Below are 18,386 nucleotides of genomic sequence, written 5' to 3'. Positions count from 1 at the left end.
CCTCATCGCGAGAAGATCCCGACCAGTTCAATATGGGGTGACCAGACGAACTGGTCCACTGGCAGCACCTTTTCCAGCCTGAACCCGGCATCGACCAGGAGCCGGGCGTCGCGGGCGAAGGTCGCGGGATTGCACGAGACGCTGATCACCCGGGAGACCTTGGAGTTGGCGATCTCGACGGTCTGCTCCAGGGCCCCCGCGCGCGGCGGATCGATCACCACCACGTCGGTCTTGGCCAGTTCCATGGTCAGAACCGGTCGACGGACGAGATCACGCGCCTCGGCGATGATCGGCTTCAGGCCCGGTGCACCGCCGATCGCGGCCTTCAGGGCAGCGACGGCGGGAGCAGCGGAATCGGCGGCATAGACAGCGGCAATCTCGGCCAGCCGGAACGTGAAGGTCCCTGCCCCGCAGTACAGATCCGCGATCTTCGTAGCGCCCTGAGCGGCCTCGACCGCAAAGGCGACCATGGCCTTCTCAGCCTGGGGCGACGCCTGCAGGAAACTGCCCGGCGACAGGGCGACGACGGCCGGACCGAGCTTCACCAGAGGCTGACGGGCCATGTAGACGACTTCGCCGGCCAGGGTGACGCGAGCAAAATCGCCGTCACTGGCCGCCATGGCCGCCACCATGCGGGCATCGGCCGACAGGCCCCCGCTCTTGGCCTCAACGCCGGTGATGTCGATATCGAGCCCTGTGGCCGTCAGGGTGACATGCAGGGTCGGTGCCGATTTCGGGTGTTCCAGGAAGGGCTGTGCCAGTCGCGCCAGGGCCGGAAAGGCGGCAACGAGGCGGGGATCAGCGACCGGACAGTCCTCGATCTTCACCAAATTCCAGGACCGGCGCTCCTTGAAGCCCAGCCGCACACCGCCCTTGCCGCCCCGGGCATGCAGGGCCACCCGGCGGCGCGATCCGGCAGGCGCGGCGAAGGTCGGCAGGATCTCGGTCTCTAGGCCCTCGTGTGAAAGCTGGACGCGGACCAGCTCAGACTTCCATGCCAGATAGGGCTGCTGGGCCCAGTGCTGGCTGGTGCAGCCCCCGCAGTCGCCGAAATGCCTGCAGGATGGCGCGATACGGTCGGGACTCGGTTCGAGAATGTCGATCAACTCGCCCCGCGATCCGTCGATCTTGACGGTGACGCGTTCGCCCGGGAGGGTCAGGGGGACGAACACCGGGCCCTGTCGGACGATACCGTCGCCCTGGGCACCGACGGCGTCGATGATCACTTCACGCATTCCAAATCCAATCTCGCGGTCGGGGCCTGCACAGCCCCACCAATCAGGCCCTTGGCCAAGGCGGCCCGGGGCGCTGGAACCCGGAGGTCCCGTCAAGGGTGTCCATACCCGCAAAAGGGTCGCTTGGCATGAACGAAGATGAATGACCCGCTCAAGGTCCGTTCATGTTCATCCCGGCATGTTTGGCCATAAGGTCATCGGAGCATCGTTCCGAGCCACCCCAAAATTGCCATTTGTCAGTTTGAGATACCGGTCATGACCAACAGGACGCCGACCATGAAGATCGCTCTTTGCGCCGCCCTCGCCGCCGTCACCGCCGGCGCGCTGGCCCCGACCCTTGCCAGCGCCCAGTCCTATGGCCAGCCCGGCTATCGTGACAGCAGCTATGACAGCAACGGCTACTACTATGACCCCTGCCGCCGCAGCACGACCCAGCGCGGTACCGGCGGCGCGGACTGGCCGGTGCAGGCCTTGGTGCCGCCATTGGCGGGAGCATCGCCGGCCGTGGTGCCAAGACCGAAGGGGCCGTCCTGGGCGGCCTGCTCGGCGCAGTGATCGGCTCCAATATCGGCAAGACCTCGGCGGCCTGCCGCTCCGGCACGAGCCTGCCGCCGCCGACCGTCAACAGCCGCTATGACAACAGCTATGACGCCCGGCCCTACGACGCCCGCTCCTATGACACAGGCTCGTACCAGGATCCGCGTTATGAAGACGCCCGTCGGGACGCGGAGCGCGACGCCTATCGCCGCAGCTCCGACACCTATCGGGTTGATCAGCGTTCGGCCGACATCAACGGCTGCACCCTGGCCGAAAGCCCGATCTATCTGCCCGATGGCCGCGTTCAGAAGCGTTTCGTTCGGGTCTGCCCGGACGCCAGCGGACGGTTCCAGGTCGTCGACTAGAGACCAAGCCCTCGGTTAATCTGCCAAGAGACGGCCGTCCGCTTTTAGCGGGCGGCCGTTTGGCTATTGGCGACGCGCCCAGATCAGGCCTTCGACCTGACCGTCACCGCCGGTGATCGGGCTCTCGGCCTGCCCCATGACGGACCAGCCGGACACCTCGAGGAAGCTGATGATCTCGCGATGGACGCGATCGATCGTCTCCGGATCCTTGACCAGCCCACCCTTGCCGACATGTTCTCTCCCCGCCTCGAACTGGGGCTTGATCAGGGCGACCAGATCCGTGCCTGGAACGGCCAGATCCAGCGCGGCCGGCAGGGCCTTGGTCATCGAGATGAAGCTGACGTCACTGACGATGAGTTCCGGATCCTCCGCGATCCAGCTGCTGTCCAGGAGTCGCGCATCCGTCCCCGAGAGGTCCACGACCCGTTCGTGCTCGACCAGACTGTGGTGAAGTTGGTCGCGGCCGACATCCACAGCATAGACCTTGGCTGCCCCCCGCGACAGCAGGACCTCGGTGAAGCCACCGGTGGAGGCCCCGACATCGATGGCGACCTTGCCCTCGACGACAATGGGCCAGAGATCCAGCGCATGGACCAGTTTCAGGGCCCCGCGTCCGACCCAGGGGTGGGCTGCCGAGGCACGGATCGATACATGCTCCTCGACCATTTCCGAGGGCTTGCGCACCAGCACGCCGTCGGCCTGCACGAGCCCGGCCTCAATGGCCTCACGGGCCTTGGCGCGGCTGTCAAACAGGCCGCGCTCCATCATCAGAACATCTACACGTCGACGGGTCATCCGCCGGCTCTATCACAGACTTGCGGTCGCGGTCGCTTCAGGATCAACTGAACGCCGATCACCGGCGCGCCAAGACGCCGGTCACCCGGGAGGACTTCCATGCACTTCAGTCGCCGTGGCCTTTTGGCCGCCTCGGCCGCCATCGCCGCCGCTCCGTCCGTCCAAGCCAAGCCCCGCGCCGCCGGCCAGCCGGCCTGGACTCCGGACGCCACGGAGATCGCCGGCCGTATCCGCCGCAAGGAGGTCAGCGTCGCCGAGGTGGTCGAGGCAGCCATTCGCAAGGCCGAGGCGCTGCAGCCCAAGGTCGGGGCCATTGTCACTTCCGACTTCGACCGGGCGATGGACAAGGCCAAGGGGGGGCAGCTCTCCGGCCCGTTCGCCGGCGTTCCATTCCTGATCAAGGACCTGGACGCCTATACCGGCCTGCCAACGCGCTATGGCTCGCGCAGTTCGATGGGCGCACGGCCAGAAAAAGCTCAGACCGCCTTTGTCGACGCCTATGACCGGGCAGGCCTGGTGGTGATCGGCAAGTCGACGACGCCGGAGTACGGCTTCCTGCCGACGACCGAGCCACTGGGCTTTCTGCCCACCCGCAATCCCTGGAACCTGAACCATTCCTCTGGCGGCTCATCCGGTGGTGCAGCGGCAGCCACCGCATCCGGCATCGTGCCCTTCGCCCATGCCAGCGATGGCGGCGGCTCAATCCGGATCCCGGCCTCCAATTGTGGTCTGTTTGGCCTGAAGCCGTCGCGCGGTCGGATGATCCAGGGCCGGCCGGGCGACCGCGGCATCGACCTGTCCGTAGCCCATTGCGTCAGCCACAGCGTGCGCGACTCGGCAGCCCTGTTCGCGGCCAGCGAGCGCACGGCGGCGGGTTCGCCCTTCGCACCGGTCGGGGTGGTCACCGATCCACTGAAGAAGCGCCTTAAGGTCGGCCTGATGATCGAGACCGGGACCGGCCAGAAGCCCGATGCCGAGGTCATTGCCGCCGTCGAAGGTGCCGCCAAGCTGATGGCCAGCCTCGGCCACCATGTCGAACCCACGCGCTGGCCGATGGACGGCGCCCAGTTCGGGCGGGACTTCACCGCCCTGTGGTCCACCGGTGCCGCCGAACTTGCCGCCGGTGTCAGCAAAGCCATGAAACGCAAGGCAGATAGCTCTGTGCTCGAGCCCTTCACCCTGGGCATGGCCGACCTGGTCGCGGGCCTGAAGCCAGGCGACATCGAAGCCGCCGTCGGCCGGCTGCAGGCCACGGCCAGGGCCTATGACACCTGGCTGACCCAGTACGACATCATCCTGTCGCCTGTCCTGGGCAGCCCGCCTGCCGAGCTCGGCTTCGTCAGCGGTGCGGTCACGTTCGAAACCCTGCAGGCCCGCCTGATGCACTATGTGGGCTATACGCCGGTGCACAATGTCGCCGGTGCTGCGGCGATGAGCGTGCCCCTGCACTGGACGGCGCAAGGTCTACCGGTCGGCGTGCACTTCGCCGCGCGCATGGGAGCCGAAAAGCTGCTGTTCCAGCTGGCCTATCAGCTGGAGGCGGCGCAGCCCTGGGCTCACCGCAAGCCGCCGACCTCGCTTTAGGTCACGAGGGCGAGTGGGGGCGTCACGCGCACCCGCTCGCCTTGTGCGCTTTCACATCACGAACAATCTCGGCGATGAGCGCGAAGTCCATCGCCTCCGGCTTGCGCCAGCGGATACAGCCCTTGCCGCAACTGGCCCCGACCAGGCGATCGCCAAAGCGCTCGATTGCCCCCTGCCCCGCATACAGGGCCACATACTGCTTCTGGCTGTTGAAGGCGATCCACGGCGACTTGGGGTCGCCATAGGCCGGCATGCCGAACGCCATGCGTTCATGCTCGGCCCCGAAGGCGTCGATGCAAAGCGCCCGCAACCGGTCCAGTGCCGGGCGGCGATCGGGTTCCACCTCCTCCAGGAAGTCATCCACGCTCGCTGCCTTCGACTGGACCATCGCCGCCTCCGGAGAGGGCTCTAGCCCTCGACAAACACCTTCTTGAGTTCGTTCTTCATGATCTTGCCGTTGGCGTTGCGCGGCAAGGTTTCGTGCCAGAACACCACCTTCACCGGCACCTTGAAGGCCGCCAGACGGTCGGCGACAAAGGCCCGCAATTCGGCCTCGCTGGCTACAGCACCGGGTTTCAGGGTCACGACTGCTGCAGGCTCTTCGCCCAGGGTCTTGTGCTCGATGCCGACCAGGGCTGCATCCATCACCGCCGGGTGGTCATAGAGGCAGTTCTCGACCTCGATGCAGTAAATGTTTTCACCGCCGCGGATCAGCATGTCCTTGGCGCGGTCGATGATGAAGCAGAAGCCTTCGGCGTCGAGACGCGCCAGGTCGCCGGTCTTCACCCATCCGTCGATGAAGGTCTGAGCGGTGGCTTCCGGCTTGTTCCAGTAGCCGCGCACCACCTGCGGGCCACGGCACCACAGTTCGCCGACCTCACCGATCGGCAGTTCCCGATGCGGCTCCTCGACAGACATGATCTTAAGGTCGGTGACCGGCACGGCCGGGCCGCAGCTGTCGGGACGGTTTTCATAGTCCTCGGCCGAGTTGCTGGTGGCCGTGGCCGAGGTCTCGGTCATGCCCCAGCCATTGCCCGGCGAGGCCTTGGGCCAGACTTCCTTGATCTTGCGCACCAGTTCCGGAGCCGAGGGCGCGCCGCCATAGGCCACGGCCTCGATCGACGACAGGTCGTACTTCTCGCGATTGGGGTGCTCGATGATCTGCCAGGCGATGGTCGGGACCCCGCCGATCTGGGTCAGACGCTCGTCCTCGATCAGCTGCATCGCCTTGTCCGGATCCCACTTGCGGATCATGGCCAGCTTGGCCCCGCCAAACAGCGAGGGATTCAGCACTGCGAAACAGCCGGTGGCGTGGAAGAAGGGTACCGAGATCAGCGAGCCGCGCTGGGGACCATTGGGATCCAGCTCGGGCGGAGCCTCGCCCCGGCGCAGGAAACTGCGGGCCCCTGCGGCCGCGGCGGCGAAGATATTGCTGTTGACGTTGCGGTGCGTGCCGATCGCGCCCTTGGGCTTGCCCGTGGTGCCCGAGGTATAGAAGATCGTCGCATCGTCATCGGCCGCCAGAGGCGTGGTCGACAGCGGCTTTTCCTCCAGGGCGGCCCAGTCGCTGGGACCGCCGATCACCGTCTCCAGACGGGTGACATAGGGGTGGGCGATCTCTTCCCGCGAGCGGCTGACATAGACCCGCTGCAGGTCGGGACAGTTGTGCAGGTGCTCGGCCAGGCGCTCATAGCGCTCGACATCGACCACCAGGGTCTTGGCCCCGGAGTCCAGCAGACCGTATTCCAGCTCTCCGCCGGTCCACCAGGCGTTCAGCGGCGTGACGATCGCCCCCAGGGACAGGCCGGCATAGAAGGCTACTGGCCATTCGGGCAGGTTGCGCATGACGATGGCGATGCGATCGCCCTTCTGAACGCCCTTGGCGGCCAGCTCGGCTGCGAACACGGTCACGGCACGATAAAAGGCCTCAAAGCTGACCCGCTCGTCCTCATGGACCATGAAGATCTTTTCGCCATGGGCCCGGCCCAGGACCAGGGTATCCCGCAGGGTCGGCGGCGCATTCTTCCAGGTCCGGGTCTTGATGCCGCGGATCTCGACCTCCTCCATCTCGCCCGCCGTCCCTGGCTGGGTGATCATGGCATAGGCCTGCTGAACCGACATTGCGGGCCACGGGATGGAAGCGGGGGTGGCCTGGGTCATCGTTACTCTCCCGGTATGGTCGCGCCTTATTCAATGAGCGCGTTCGCTAGCGAGAAAGCACAGCCGAGAGCTTGATGCAAACGTCCGTTTGACCCTAAGGGAACAATGATAAGTTATGGGGCCTGCCCTTGTGAATGCCCTCATGCCGACGGCATCGGGCACTCCGCTCGCAGGCCTGTGGCGGCACCTCAGACGAGCAGCCTGCCAGGCCGATGGGACGGGGTGGCCCCACTCGACGCCACCCCCATTCCCTGTAGACATGGGGAACTAGAGCCCCCTACCCCACCGACGCCAGACGGCTGAGCGCTGCCTCGAGCTTGGTCTTGGCGGCTTCCGCGTCGGCGAGGCGCTCGCGGTTTTCCTCGACCACCTCTTCCTTGGCGCGGGCCAGGAAGTCGGGGTTGTTCAGCTTCTTGTTGGTCTTGTCGATCTCGCTGACATGGCCGGCGATTTCCTTGGTCAGGCGCGCCTTTTCGGCCGCCAGATCGATGAACTCGGCGATGGCCAGGGCACCGGTCGCCTCTCCTAGCACGAAGGGCACGGCGCCGGTCGGCGGGGCCTCGGCCTCGCGGGCGCTGTCGAGTCGCGCCAGGGTCAGCAGCAGGTCGCGGTGCTGGGCCAGGCGGGCCTTGGTCTCGGCGCTGGCGCCGATCAGGGTCAGAGGCGGCTTGGCACCCGGCGGCACGTTCATCTCGGCGCGGACCGAACGGATCTCGCTGACGGTTTCGACAAGCCAGCCGATCTCGGCCTCGGCCTCGGCATCGATCCAGCTGTCCGGCAGATCGGGCCACGCCTCGACGATCAGCATGCCCTTGCGCGGCGCGCCGAATTCGGCGGTCTTCTCCCACAGCTCCTCGGTGATGAACGGCATCACCGGGTGCAACAGCTTGAGGATCACATCCAGGGCCCAGGCGGCCGTGGCGCGGGTCTCGGCCTTGGCGGCAGCATCGTCGCCGTTCAGGACCGGCTTGGCCAGTTCCAGATACCAGTCGCAGAAGACGTTCCAGATGAACTTGTAGAGCGCGCTGGCCGCCGCATCGAACGACGGCGCTTCCAGGGCGCGGGTGACCTCGGCGGCGGTCTTGACCGTTTCGCCACGGATCCACTTGTTGATCGGCTGCTGAACGGTGGCGGGATCAAAGCCCTCGACCCGGACGCACTCGTTCATCTGGGCAAAGCGCGAGGCGTTCCACAGCTTGGTACCGAAGTTGCGATAGCCCTCGATGCGCTGCTTGCTGAGCTTGATGTCGCGCGCCTGGCCCGACATCGCCGTCATGGTGAAGCGCACCGCGTCGCAGCCCAGCTCGTCGATCAGGACGAGCGGGTCCAGTACATTGCCCTTGGACTTGCTCATCTTGGCACCCTTCTCGTCACGGACGAGGGCGTTGATGAACACCTGCTTGAACGGCACTTCACCCATGAAGTGGATGCCCATCATCATCATCCGGGCGACCCAGAAGAAGATGATGTCAAAGCCGGTGACCAGGGTGCTGGTCGGGTAGAAGCGCGCGACGTCGCTGGTCTTTTCCGGCCAGCCCAGGGTCGAGAACGGCCACAGGGCGGAGGAGAACCAGGTGTCGAGGACGTCTTCGTCGCGCTTGAGTTCCGTGGGCGAACCATAGTGCGCCGTGGCCGCGGCGATCGCTTCTTCCTCGGTCTCTTCGACGAAGATGTGGCCGTCAGGCCCAAACCACGCCGGGATGCGGTGACCCCACCAGAGCTGACGCGAGACGCACCAGGGCTCGATGTTGCGCAGCCATTCGAAATAGGTCTTTTCCCAGTGCCTGGGCTCGAAAACCGTGTCGCCGTTCTCGACGGCCTGAAGGGCCGGCTGGGCCAGGGTCTTGGCATCGACATACCACTGGTCGGTCAGGAAGGGCTCGATGACCACGCCGGAACGGTCGCCATGCGGGACCATGTGCTTGGTCTTCTCAATCTCCTTGAGCCAGCCCTCTTCCTCGGCGCGGGCGACGATGGCCTTGCGCGCGGCGAAGCGGTCCAGACCGACATAGTCGGCCGGGACGGAGTCATTGAGCTTGGCCTCGACGGTCAGGATATTGATGACTTCAAGCCCGGCCCGCTTGCCGACGCCGAAGTCGTTGAAGTCGTGGGCCGGGGTGATCTTGACCGCGCCCGAGCCCTTGGTCGGGTCGGCATAGTCATCGGCGACGATCGGGATGCGACGGCCGACGATCGGCAGGGTCACAAACTTGCCGACCAGATCCTTGTAGCGCACATCGCTGGGATGAACCGCGACGCCGGTGTCGCCCAGCATGGTCTCCGGCCGGGTCGTGGCGACCACGATATAGTCGCGGGTCTCAAACTCGGTGGCCTTGCCCTCGTCGTCGAAGGCGATGGGGTGCTGATAGGTGACGCCGTCGGCGAGGGGATAGGCGAAGTGCCAATAGGCCCCGTCGACCTCCTTCTGCTCGACCTCGAGGTCTGAGATGGCGGTCTGGAACTGCGGGTCCCAGTTGACCAGACGCTTGTCACGATAGAGCAGCCCCTGCTTGTAGAGCTGGACGAACACCTTGCGGACGGCGGCCGACAGGCCCTCGTCCAGGGTGAAGCGCTCACGCGACCAGTCGCAGCTGGCCCCCAGGCGGCGCAGCTGGTTGGTGATGGCCCCGCCGCTCTCGGCCTTCCATTCCCAGACCTTGTCGACAAAGGCCTCGCGGCCCATGTCACGGCGACCGACATTGCCGGCGGCAGCCAGCTGGCGCTCGACGACCATCTGGGTGGCGATACCCGCGTGGTCGGTGCCCGGCAGCCACAGGGCGGCCTTGCCGCGCATGCGATGGAAGCGGGTCAGCACGTCCTGAAGGGTATTGTTCAGCGCGTGACCGATGTGCAGCGAGCCCGTCACGTTCGGCGGAGGGATGACGATCACGAACGGCTCGGCGTTCGGGTCCTCGCTCGGCTTGAAGGCCCCGGAGGCCTCCCAGGCGGCGTACAGGCGGGGTTCAACGGCTTTGGGATCGAAGGTCTTGTCAAGCATGGCGGTGCGGGTATGCCATCTGCGGCCGCCGCGCGAAACCGGGCGACCTGGATTCAAAGAGAATTTGAACGGAAAAAGGCGGCCGCCGCAGCGACCGCCTCTTCAGGTTTCGAGGTCCGCGCCTGACCAAGGCCAGCGCAAGACCCGAAATTATACGCCGCGACCGCGGGCGATGCGGTGAACTTCTTCCTCGACCTTGGCCTCGACGATGCGCGGCAGGTTCTGGTCGAGCCATTCCTTGAGCAGCGGGCGCAGAAGTTCGCGCACCACATCCTCGAGGGTCCGGGCATCCTTGGGCATCAGCAGGGCCGAGCTCAGGCTGCCAAAGGCGCTGGCGGCCAGACCGGCGGCGTGATCGCCTACCAGGTTGTCGGCCACTTCGTCGCGATTGAAGGCCGGCGAAGGCGCCGGCGGCGTATAGGCAGGAGCCGGTTCGGGCTCCGGCGCGGCCGGCGAATAGACATCAAGATCGCCGACGCTCTCAAGCGGCTCTGGCTCCGGCTCAGGCGAGATCGGATCCGTCAGCTCAAGCACGTCGTCCTCAACCGGAGCTTCATAGACAGGCTCGGGCGCAGGCGGAGGCGCGGGGGCCGCCTCGGGCTCCGCCGGGGCATCATCTTCGGAGATGATGCGCCGGATGGAGGCGAGGATCTCCTCCATGGTCGGTTCTTGAGAGCTCTGGTCGGACATGTGCGGGGGCCGTCGGAAAGAGGTACGAATCCTTGCGCACCCAAAGGGCGCTTAGACCCGATGGTGCAGACTTGAGCGCCTTAAGCAAGCGCAAGGATCGCAGGTGGGCGAAATCGACGCGGTGAAATCTATTTGGAAGCCGGTTTGGTGGAGGGTCCACCCACCTTGTCAATTACCTGAACGACAGGCTCCCAGGGCACCCAACCCAGGGCATGATTGACCCGGTTGTAGGAGGCCTTGGGGTCATAGCGCGCAACGTCGGGAGCAAGCGCGGCGATATCGAGCGCGCCCATCGCCTGCAGGACCGAAGCGCTGGCGACGTATTCGTCACGACGGGCCGAAACCAGGGCCAGTTCAGCGGACCGCAGTTCCTGCTGGGCGTTCAGGACATCCAGGGTCGTGCGGAGGCCCACCTGCTGCTCCTGGCGCACGCCTTCAAAGGCGATGCGCGCTGCCCGGACCTGCTCCTCGTTGGAGACCAGGTTCGATCGCGAGGCCAGAAGATTGCTCCAGGCATTGGACACCGACTGCAAGGCCGATCGCTTGGCACCTTCCACAGCATTGTGGGCTGCGGTTTCCCGCTCGACGGCAGCACGGACCTGGGACGAGATCAGGCCACCGGTAAACAGCGGAACCGAAGCGGTAACTGCACCCGAGAGGGAGCGGTCATAGTCGGCGAACTGGTCGCCGCGACCATTTACTTCACTGGAGTCATAGCCGAGCGAGGCACGGGCCGAGACGGTCGGGCGGCGCGCAGCGCGGGCCGAGGCGACGCGGGCCGCGGCGGCGCGCTCATTGAACCGCGCGGCGGCAACCTGCGGATTGTTGTTCTCGGCTGCGTCAAAGGCTTGTTCGACGGTCGGCGGCAGCAGGCCGGCTAGCGAGGGCTCAGCCACCAGATCCGTAGGATTCTGGCCGACGATCGCGGCATACGACGCGCGGCTGAATGAAAGTTGGGCCTGAGCCGAGCTCAGGGCCGCCTGGGCTGCAGCGCGACGAGCCTGGGACTGGGCGACGTCGGTGCGTGTGATTTCCCCGACCTCGAAGCGGGCCTTGGATTCGTCGAGTTGTCGGTCGAGGACGGCGACATTCTCCTGGGAGATGCGCAGGCGCTCCTGGTCGCGACGAACATCGACATAGGCCTGGATCACATTGATCAGGACATTCTGTTCGACATTTCGCAGGCCTTCGCGGGCGGCCAGGACGTCGGCTTCCGCCGCCGTCAGATTGGCACTGGCCTTGCCGCCCGTGAACAGTGGCTGGCTGATTGAAAGGGTCGCGCCGCTGGCCGACGTCTCGACGCGCGTGCCGCCGAAGGGATCGCGTTGAGACCCAGTGACATCCGCCGACAGGCTGGCCGAAGGACGGAAAGCCGTCTTGGCCTGGACAACGCTCTCATCGGTGGCGCGCTGGGACGCGCGCTGCTGCTGCAGCGTGGGGTTGGTCTGGTAGGCCAGGGCAATCGCATCGGTCAGGGTCTCGGCCTGAACGGCGGACCCAAAGCCGGCCATCAGGCCCAAGCTGCAAGCGGCGGCCAACAATCCGGCCCGACGGCTATTCGACATCTAGTTCAATCCCCAAGACCGGCGAGGCTTGCGCCCGCACTTCTATATGAGCGCGTGTAGGGCCGAGCGCCACAGGCCGCCAGTTAAGCTTTTTTCACGCTTGCGTTGCGCGGATGTTTCGAGAGCGAAAAACCTTGAGTCACAGACAGCCCTAGAAGGCGAAACCCGGCTCTGCGCCGAAGCCCGCAAGGACCGGCGGCGTCGAGTCAAAAACCGTTCGGCGACCGACACCATCTTCTGCGCGCACATAGATGGTGGCCCGCCCCACGGGCCCCGCGCGTTCGACGACGCCCAGCCGGCCACCAATTGCCAAGGCCTTGGTCCAGGCGACCGGCGCAGCGCCCACGGCACCTTCGGAAATGATCACGTCATAGCCCGCTCCGGCGGGGCTCGTGAGATCCTCGCCGTCGAGGCGCGTCACCGTCAGCCCCATGGCTTCCAGAACCGCCGCCGCATAGGGGGCTGCGATGGCGAGTGCTGTCTCGCCGGCGCGCGGCTTGAGATATTGCAGAAGCTTCCCGACGTCGCGCGGGCGCAGTAGCCAGCGGCCAAGCGCATATTCGACCTCGGCGTCGGCATAGGCCAGATAGGCCTTGCTGGCAGGAACCACAGCCTCGCGGGCCACCACGCGCAGAGCATCCTGCAGAGGCAGGTCGGTGACGTCGGCGGTGCGGATCTGGCTTTCCACCATGTTCAGCCGCGCGGCGGCGAAATCGGTGCTCATGGAATCCCTCGGTCGGACTTGACGTTCGAGCGGGTTATAGGTCCGCCCCTCCCCTCAAGGCAATGCGAAGGGTTGATTAGGGGTGCCGCAACAGCCCGCGACCTTTTGGTCGGCCCAGAATTTAAGGCCCGATTAACCATAATCGCGCATTTTCGGCCTGTCTTCATTGAAGACACCCCACCATCACTGACTTTCCACAGCCCGGCCGCAAGCCGGGCTGTTTTTTTGTTCGAAGGCGCTTGCGCCGAGTCAACGAGGCGGCTATCACCCGGCCTCTTCCTGAGGCGACCTGTTCCGCGGTAGCTCAGTGGTAGAGCAGCCGGCTGTTAACCGGCTGGTCGTAGGTTCGAATCCTACCCGCGGAGCCACCTCTCCCCCCGAGGCCCTTATGGGTAAGGGATCTTGGAGGAGTGGAGATGAGAGCGCCCTACATTGCGCCCCACATCGTAACCCAATTATAGCGGCCGAAAATTCGGGACCAGGCGAACGCCATTCGCTTCGCCGGCGTGGTTTCGATCCGACGCCGACTCGACAGTCCCTCAATGTTCTGCTTCTGTTCGCGGCCTCATGGGTGGCCGCAATCCAGATCGCATTTCCGTTAGCGAACTTCGCCCGGCCTTCGAGACCGTGGAGCGGATGGCAAAGGCCGGCTGGAAACTTCGCTCTCGCTGCGACACCTGTCGCCTTGAGCTTGAGGTCGATTGGCGCGTCGTCATCACGGTCCTGGGGCCGCGCTATTCGCTTTGGAATAGGAAGGCGCGGTGTCGGAAGGTCATGTGTCGCGGGCATGTGATCTTTCTAGCCCGACACCACCCTCGCGCCGGTTTCGAACCGCTGAGCGCGCCCGACAAGCCCGAGCCGAGGCCGACGTTCTATGAGCGGGCGAACGGTCACAAGCCCGGCGAAGCCCCTCCCCTTCAGCTTCGGCCCGACAGGCTTCCCTAGGGGGTCACATCGACCGCTTATTTGATCGCCACCACAGTGTCGTAGCCACCCACCCGGTCGAGGCCAGGGTGGCTGTCGATTCCGGTATAGCTGAGTGAGGCGTTCTCGTAGCGGCGGAACGCGAAGACCGCTTCATTCATTCGCTCGGTGTTGAAGACACGTAGATCCACCAGCATCTGGAAGTCTGCGACGGTCAGGCCGGTCACCGTCTGGAACAGGTCCGGCTCGATCAGAGTGATGACCTCTTTCAGGTTGTTCTCGCGAAAGTCGGTCAGATACATGAATGCCGGGATGCGGGTGGCGAACTTGATCAGTTTCTCCTGAACCTTCTTCCGCAACGACTTGTATTCCTTCTCCTCAGCGGTCAGCTCGCGCTTCTCCTTTTCCGAAAGATCGCCCTCCCGAGACTTCTGCTTCAGGTCTTTCACAGCTTCGGACTTGGCGATGATGGTCTCGATGATGTTGTCACCCAAACTCCGCCAGCCCTCGATACGCTCCACAGCCGCCATGGCTTCTTCGCTGTCGAGGACCCGGCGCAGGGTATCGTTGTCAACATTGACCAACAGGGCCGATTCCCACTTGCGGGCCAGAAGCGTGCCCGTGGTCCCGGCCATAGCGATATCCAGGATTTCGCCGGCATCGACTGGCTTCATGACAGCGCCGTCGTAGGCCAGCACCGGCAGGAAGGAAATCAGGTCCGCGACCGCCTGTTCCGGGTTCGCCGCCCCTGGCGAGAGGCCGATGCCATAAGATGACAGCTGGCGCAGCGCCCGCGTCGGGGCGAAGTCGAACACGAAACACACCGGCTTGACGACCTGTTCGCGGTTAGGATCGTCGCCGTCCGGGTTCTTGATAGACCACGGCGACTGGACCCGAAACGCTGCCTGAAAATAAGTTTCGGGCGATTTCAGGTTCCGAAGCATCAGGATTGATGACCACTGGGGGACGGTGACGCCGGTCGTCAGCTTTCCGCACGACAGGGTGATGGTCTGGGTCTTGAAACCCTCACCGATAGCCGCGCGCACCGGCGGGACAGCGTCCAGCCCGATGCCCGCGTTTGCGCCTGCCACCATGACGACGCGGTAGTCATGCCAGAAGACGTTCTGAGGTTCGGCCAATAGGTTCCTCATCGCCTCGCAGGCAGCGACATTGGGCAGGAACCAGAAGGCGTGGTTCAGCCAAGGCAGCAACTGGCTGTCGGCATAGGGCCACGGCGGCCGAGCTCCGGACTTCAGCGCGTCGCCGGGCGCATGCTCACCGCGAATGACCTGAAGCCATTTCTGCACGTCATCCTTGTGGGTGAAGGTCGCTGCTGCGCCTGTTCCGGTCGCGGCGAAGAAGGCGTTCAGATCGAACTCATCAAACTCGCCCCCGCTGGCGATAGCCAACAGCTCCGCCGGCATCTGATAGGTGAGCAACCTCATCTCGGGCAGGGCGGCGTAGGGATTCCGCACTCCCGGGTGCTCCACCGTAAACGCGGCCTTGGCGCGCTGCTCATCGGTATAGGTCCAGTTGAAAATCTGTTCCTCGATGAACTCGCCGGTCGCCAGCGCCTTGAACGGCGTGCCCGACAGATAAACATAGGCGCGGGTGGTAATGGGCAGAAACTCGGCCTCGGCCTCGGACAAGATCCCCAAGTCCTCGTTCACCTGCTCTAGATCGGCGGTGTATTCGACCTTCGACGCTCGAGCGTCCGTTTCGCCCTCAAACAGCTCCTTGGCAGTGTCACGCCAAGCCCCGAAATGGTATTCGTCGAAGACCACGAGGTCCCAGTTCGTCGTGTGCAACCACTCGTTCTTGGGCTTGATCGCGCCGGTTCCGGCTTCTCGTCCCAAAAGGTCCTGGAAGCTCCCGAAATAGACCAGCGGCTGATCGTGGTCGGCATCCCGTGGATCGCGCCCGGAGGCGCGGGACAGATACTGCCAACCCTCGAAATCGATGTGGCTTTCCAGATCGGCCTGCCAGGCGTCCTCGACCGCAGGCTTGAAGGTGACGACCAACACCCGTTTGGCCTCGAGCTTGCGGGCCAGCTGGTACGCGGTGAAGGTCTTTCCGAACCGCATCTTGGCGTTCCACAGGAAACGCGGAACGGCCGCCTCATCATCGGCCCAGCGAGACTGGAAATAGGCATAAGTGGCATCCACGGCCGCCAGCTGCTCGGCGCGCGGGGGAAAGCGCTGGTCGCGGGCCCCAGTGACGATCTGGCCCGTACGTAGCTGATGCAGGGCTACGCGCACGTCGGCGGCGGTGCATCGCATCCATTCCAGCTTCGGATTCTCATGGCCCCGAGCAATCAGGGCGTTGCGGAGGGCATGGTCCGAGATGATTGAGCCGTCGTCGCGTGTGGCTGGTTCGTCCAGTTCGATGCGCGGCGTGATGCCAGCTGTTTTGGTTTGTTCTGAGATCCGCTGCCTTACATCACGTGTAGTCTGGCCGATCTTCAGAAGACCCGCGTGCGACGGCGCGTCGATAGAATAGGCATAGAGGCGCGGATTGACATCTGCCCTTGGCGGCAGGATGTCCTCGATCGGCCGGCTCAATCCGCCGTCTCCATGGGGCGGATCATGCTCTCGATGTAAGCCTGTTCGTCAGCCGTGATTCCGTACTTTTCGTAGAGCGCAGCGTCGGTCCAGGTGCGGTCCCAAGACTGTTGAGGAACCCAATGATAGACGCCTCTCATGGCATCTTGACTGATCTTCCGAAGCGACACGATGAAGCGCAAAAAGCGTGTCTGGAGATAGCTGACTGCGCTATCTGCCGCCTCTTCGGATTCAAGAGGCCCCATGACAATCCAAGTCTGAGTGCACACTGAGTTCGGTTCGGCCGTACCCGGCTTGCTGAGCACGATGTCCGGAATGACATGACCGCCACTGCTTCCTGGGCCGGCTTTCGGCGCGAGGACCTTCCAGCTGTCGATGAGGTGTGTGTTCTTCGTTATTGCAGACCGCAGCATCGAGCCGCTGCGGCGGCCGGCGTTGGAACTCGCATAGACCTTGACCTCTCCATCCCCCGGTTCACCCTTGCGGAAGGCAGAGAAGTTGGTGGCGAGCCCGAAGGGAGTGTCGCCAGTTAGTAGGTCCGCGAAGCTCGGCTCATTCAGTGCAAGCACCTTCTTCAATATCGTCGCAGCGCGTTCGTCTCGGATAAAAACGTCATGTTCGTCGAGCCTCCGGTTGGTCGGCCCGATGTACTCATCCCGAATGAGGGTGACCGAACAGTCGCCCTCGTAATCCCGGCCGCGCAAGAAGAAGCAGACACCGCTCTTAAGATCCACTCCTGGAAAGACCTGACCTGAGTTCGGGTAGTCCACCAGGTGGCTGATGTGGCGGTCCGCCAGCATTGTCCGGCGAAAATCCTCCATGCCCCGTCCGCCGGCCATCCAACGCGAGGGAATGACCATGCTGAGGAAGCGTGGCTCAAGCTTGACAGCCTGTTCGACGAACAGGTGATAGATCGCGGAGTCGTTGGTTCCGCCGCCGCCGCCCGCCATCTGATAAGGCGGATTGCCGATGATCACGTCGAACTGCATTTCGGCTCCGAACATTTCGGCGAGACGAACCCCGGGGTCGTCCGTGTGGATGAAGGGGTAGGCGTAGGACTCACGATGATCGCCACGATCCAGCGCGGTTTTCTGCGCTCCGCAGAACCGGCATTTGTTTCCCTGCCAATCGTGCTCCATTCGCTCGAACCAGACGTTGCCGTCCTCGTCGTCGAAGTCGCGCGCTACGGAGTGCTCGCCATTAGCCCATTTAGAGCAGTACAGGCTGCGGCGGGCCAAAAGCGCGGTCAGGCTAGAGGTGCCGATGCCGAAAACTTGGCGGGTTAGGATGTGATCGACGCGGGTCCTCAGATCCGGGATTTCTTCCACCAGCCCGTCGATCAGCCGCTTGGCGATTTCGCGCAGGAAGACCCCAGACTTGGTGCAAGGGTCCAGGAAGGTGACCGAACTGTCGGTCCATAGTTTCGCGCCGCCGTTGGCCGCCGCCCACCCCTCGGTCACGGTGTCCAGCATCCGCGCGGCGAACTCGGGTGGTGTGAACACCTCATCGTTCGACAGATTGGCGATGCAGGTTAGGACGTCGGGGTTGCGCTTCAGCAGGGCAAACGGCGTGGCGTCGGTCATGCGGCAGCGCCCTCAGGCGTTCGATCCAGCGCTGAGAGATCGCGCACCGTCATCGGGGGCCAAGTCTTCACTGGCTGGAAGACCTCATGCTTGCCGAGATGCTGGAACAGCATGCCCTCTTCCCGCAGGCCGGCGGACTGGGTCATGCGGTCGAGCCGGAAGTCACGACGCTGGAACTTGCCGTTCCCGATATAACCCCACTCCACGAAGGAGATCGCTCCGCCGTCCGCCGCCACCATCGACAGGGCGTCGCCGTGGATTAGGTTCAGCGACAGGATGTTTGAGGCCGCATGCCAGATCTCATCCTCGGGCGTTGCCGACATGTAGTCGCTGAACAAGGCCAGCATATTCGTGCGGCATTCGGCGATGTTATCGGCCAGCAGTTCTATTCCGTAACATGACGCCACTGCGACAAGGCCGTAGATACGCTTCTCGAACGACGATCGCCCATACTTCAGCTCAACCGTGTCGAGTTTTCGAGCCAGGATGGGAACGAGGAAGTTGCCGCTGCCACAGGCCGGTTCAAGAAACCGCGAATCGATCCGCTCGCTTTCGCCTTTCACTAGATCGAGCATGCGCTGGACCAGCCATGGCGGGGTAAAGACCTCTCCGTGATCGGCGACCCGTTTCTTCGACTTGATAAGACTCATTGGGGCGCCAGCCTG

The 18,386-nt window shown here is 64.3% G+C and carries 14 protein-coding genes and 1 tRNA gene; 4 read left to right on the top strand and 11 right to left on the bottom strand.

What is annotated here, in order from left to right; all coding sequences use genetic code 11:
* Positions 1-2: 2 nt before the first annotated feature.
* Complete coding sequence (locus tag ACW17U_RS07245) at positions 3-1,235, bottom strand: class I SAM-dependent RNA methyltransferase (RefSeq protein WP_492055379.1); 1,233 nt, start codon at positions 1,233-1,235, stop codon at positions 3-5.
* A 255-nt stretch (positions 1,236-1,490) separates the two neighbouring features.
* Between ACW17U_RS07245 and ACW17U_RS07240 the strand changes: the two genes are divergently transcribed.
* Positions 1,491-1,790 carry a hypothetical protein gene (locus ACW17U_RS07240; protein ID WP_492055378.1) on the top strand — a complete coding sequence of 100 codons (300 nt, stop codon included), beginning with the start codon at positions 1,491-1,493 and terminating at the stop codon, positions 1,788-1,790.
* The gene (locus ACW17U_RS07235) at positions 1,691-2,137 is read left to right on the top strand and encodes a hypothetical protein (RefSeq protein WP_492055706.1); all 447 of its coding nucleotides are present in this window, start codon (positions 1,691-1,693) and stop codon (positions 2,135-2,137) included. The genes ACW17U_RS07240 and ACW17U_RS07235 overlap by 100 nt, the downstream gene beginning before the upstream one ends.
* Positions 2,138-2,200: 63 nt before the next feature.
* Here ACW17U_RS07235 and ACW17U_RS07230 read toward each other — a convergent pair whose 3' ends face one another.
* Positions 2,201-2,932, bottom strand: a complete 732-nt coding sequence (locus ACW17U_RS07230; RefSeq protein WP_492055377.1) for a TlyA family RNA methyltransferase — start codon at positions 2,930-2,932, stop codon at positions 2,201-2,203.
* 99 nt (positions 2,933-3,031) lie between these two features.
* On the opposite strand from ACW17U_RS07230, the gene ACW17U_RS07225 reads away from it, so the two are divergent.
* Positions 3,032-4,516: an amidase gene (locus ACW17U_RS07225; protein ID WP_492055376.1), complete on the top strand. Its 1,485-nt coding sequence runs from the start codon at positions 3,032-3,034 to the stop codon at positions 4,514-4,516.
* A 22-nt stretch (positions 4,517-4,538) separates the two neighbouring features.
* Here the strand turns inward: ACW17U_RS07225 and ACW17U_RS07220 are convergent, their stop codons facing one another.
* From ACW17U_RS07220 to ACW17U_RS07195, 6 genes are all read right to left on the bottom strand, one after another.
* On the bottom strand, positions 4,539-4,904 hold the full coding sequence (locus ACW17U_RS07220; protein WP_492055375.1) for an iron chaperone: 366 nt from the start codon (positions 4,902-4,904) through the stop codon (positions 4,539-4,541).
* A gap of 20 nt (positions 4,905-4,924) precedes the next feature.
* Positions 4,925-6,676, bottom strand: coding sequence for a class I adenylate-forming enzyme family protein (locus ACW17U_RS07215; RefSeq protein ID WP_492055374.1), 1,752 nt, complete (start codon positions 6,674-6,676; stop codon positions 4,925-4,927).
* A 277-nt stretch (positions 6,677-6,953) separates the two neighbouring features.
* Entirely contained in the window at positions 6,954-9,674 is a 2,721-nt protein-coding gene (locus tag ACW17U_RS07210; RefSeq protein WP_492055373.1) for a valine--tRNA ligase, read from the bottom strand.
* 150 nt (positions 9,675-9,824) lie between these two features.
* On the bottom strand, positions 9,825-10,364 hold the full coding sequence (gene popZ, locus ACW17U_RS07205) for a pole-organizing protein PopZ (RefSeq protein ID WP_062146666.1): 540 nt from the start codon (positions 10,362-10,364) through the stop codon (positions 9,825-9,827).
* A 128-nt stretch (positions 10,365-10,492) separates the two neighbouring features.
* Positions 10,493-11,929 (bottom strand): TolC family outer membrane protein, encoded by a 1,437-nt coding sequence (locus ACW17U_RS07200; RefSeq protein WP_062146668.1) that lies wholly within the window; start codon positions 11,927-11,929, stop codon positions 10,493-10,495.
* A 151-nt stretch (positions 11,930-12,080) separates the two neighbouring features.
* Positions 12,081-12,653: a protein-L-isoaspartate O-methyltransferase family protein gene (locus ACW17U_RS07195; protein WP_492055372.1), complete on the bottom strand. Its 573-nt coding sequence runs from the start codon at positions 12,651-12,653 to the stop codon at positions 12,081-12,083.
* A 293-nt stretch (positions 12,654-12,946) separates the two neighbouring features.
* On the opposite strand from ACW17U_RS07195, the gene ACW17U_RS07190 reads away from it, so the two are divergent.
* Positions 12,947-13,021: transfer RNA gene (locus ACW17U_RS07190), tRNA-Asn, on the top strand.
* A 594-nt stretch (positions 13,022-13,615) separates the two neighbouring features.
* On the opposite strand, the gene ACW17U_RS07185 is transcribed toward ACW17U_RS07190, so the two are convergent.
* The 3 genes from ACW17U_RS07185 to ACW17U_RS07175 are packed head-to-tail and all read right to left on the bottom strand — an operon-like array spanning position 13,616 to position 18,371.
* The gene (locus ACW17U_RS07185; RefSeq protein WP_492055371.1) at positions 13,616-16,138 is read right to left on the bottom strand and encodes a DEAD/DEAH box helicase family protein; all 2,523 of its coding nucleotides are present in this window, start codon (positions 16,136-16,138) and stop codon (positions 13,616-13,618) included.
* Positions 16,135-17,721 carry an Eco57I restriction-modification methylase domain-containing protein gene (locus ACW17U_RS07180; RefSeq protein WP_492055370.1) on the bottom strand — a complete coding sequence of 529 codons (1,587 nt, stop codon included), beginning with the start codon at positions 17,719-17,721 and terminating at the stop codon, positions 16,135-16,137. Before ACW17U_RS07180 ends, ACW17U_RS07185 begins: the two co-directional genes overlap by 4 nt.
* Positions 17,718-18,371 (bottom strand): N-6 DNA methylase, encoded by a 654-nt coding sequence (locus ACW17U_RS07175; RefSeq protein WP_492055369.1) that lies wholly within the window; start codon positions 18,369-18,371, stop codon positions 17,718-17,720. Before ACW17U_RS07175 ends, ACW17U_RS07180 begins: the two co-directional genes overlap by 4 nt.
* Positions 18,372-18,386 lie beyond the last annotated feature (15 nt).

The sequence above is a fragment of the Caulobacter sp. AVps16 genome (genome assembly GCF_058681455.1).
Note: the sequence above shows the minus strand (reverse complement) of the source record. Positions and strands in the feature narration are given on the sequence as shown.

What these genes read in the sequence shown, in the direction of transcription:
- ACW17U_RS07245 (WP_492055379.1), bottom strand. Translation starts at nt 1,235, where the DNA reads ATGCGTGAAGTGATCATCGACGCCGTCGGTGCCCAGGGCGACGGTATC.
- ACW17U_RS07240 (WP_492055378.1), top strand. Translation starts at nt 1,491, where the DNA reads ATGACCAACAGGACGCCGACCATGAAGATCGCTCTTTGCGCCGCCCTC.
- ACW17U_RS07230 (WP_492055377.1), bottom strand. Translation starts at nt 2,932, where the DNA reads ATGACCCGTCGACGTGTAGATGTTCTGATGATGGAGCGCGGCCTGTTT.
- ACW17U_RS07225 (WP_492055376.1), top strand. Translation starts at nt 3,032, where the DNA reads ATGCACTTCAGTCGCCGTGGCCTTTTGGCCGCCTCGGCCGCCATCGCC.
- ACW17U_RS07220 (WP_492055375.1), bottom strand. Translation starts at nt 4,904, where the DNA reads ATGGTCCAGTCGAAGGCAGCGAGCGTGGATGACTTCCTGGAGGAGGTG.
- ACW17U_RS07215 (WP_492055374.1), bottom strand. Translation starts at nt 6,676, where the DNA reads ATGACCCAGGCCACCCCCGCTTCCATCCCGTGGCCCGCAATGTCGGTT.
- ACW17U_RS07210 (WP_492055373.1), bottom strand. Translation starts at nt 9,674, where the DNA reads ATGCTTGACAAGACCTTCGATCCCAAAGCCGTTGAACCCCGCCTGTAC.
- popZ (WP_062146666.1), bottom strand. Translation starts at nt 10,364, where the DNA reads ATGTCCGACCAGAGCTCTCAAGAACCGACCATGGAGGAGATCCTCGCC.
- ACW17U_RS07200 (WP_062146668.1), bottom strand. Translation starts at nt 11,929, where the DNA reads ATGTCGAATAGCCGTCGGGCCGGATTGTTGGCCGCCGCTTGCAGCTTG.
- ACW17U_RS07195 (WP_492055372.1), bottom strand. Translation starts at nt 12,653, where the DNA reads ATGAGCACCGATTTCGCCGCCGCGCGGCTGAACATGGTGGAAAGCCAG.
- ACW17U_RS07180 (WP_492055370.1), bottom strand. Translation starts at nt 17,721, where the DNA reads ATGACCGACGCCACGCCGTTTGCCCTGCTGAAGCGCAACCCCGACGTC.
- ACW17U_RS07175 (WP_492055369.1), bottom strand. Translation starts at nt 18,371, where the DNA reads ATGAGTCTTATCAAGTCGAAGAAACGGGTCGCCGATCACGGAGAGGTC.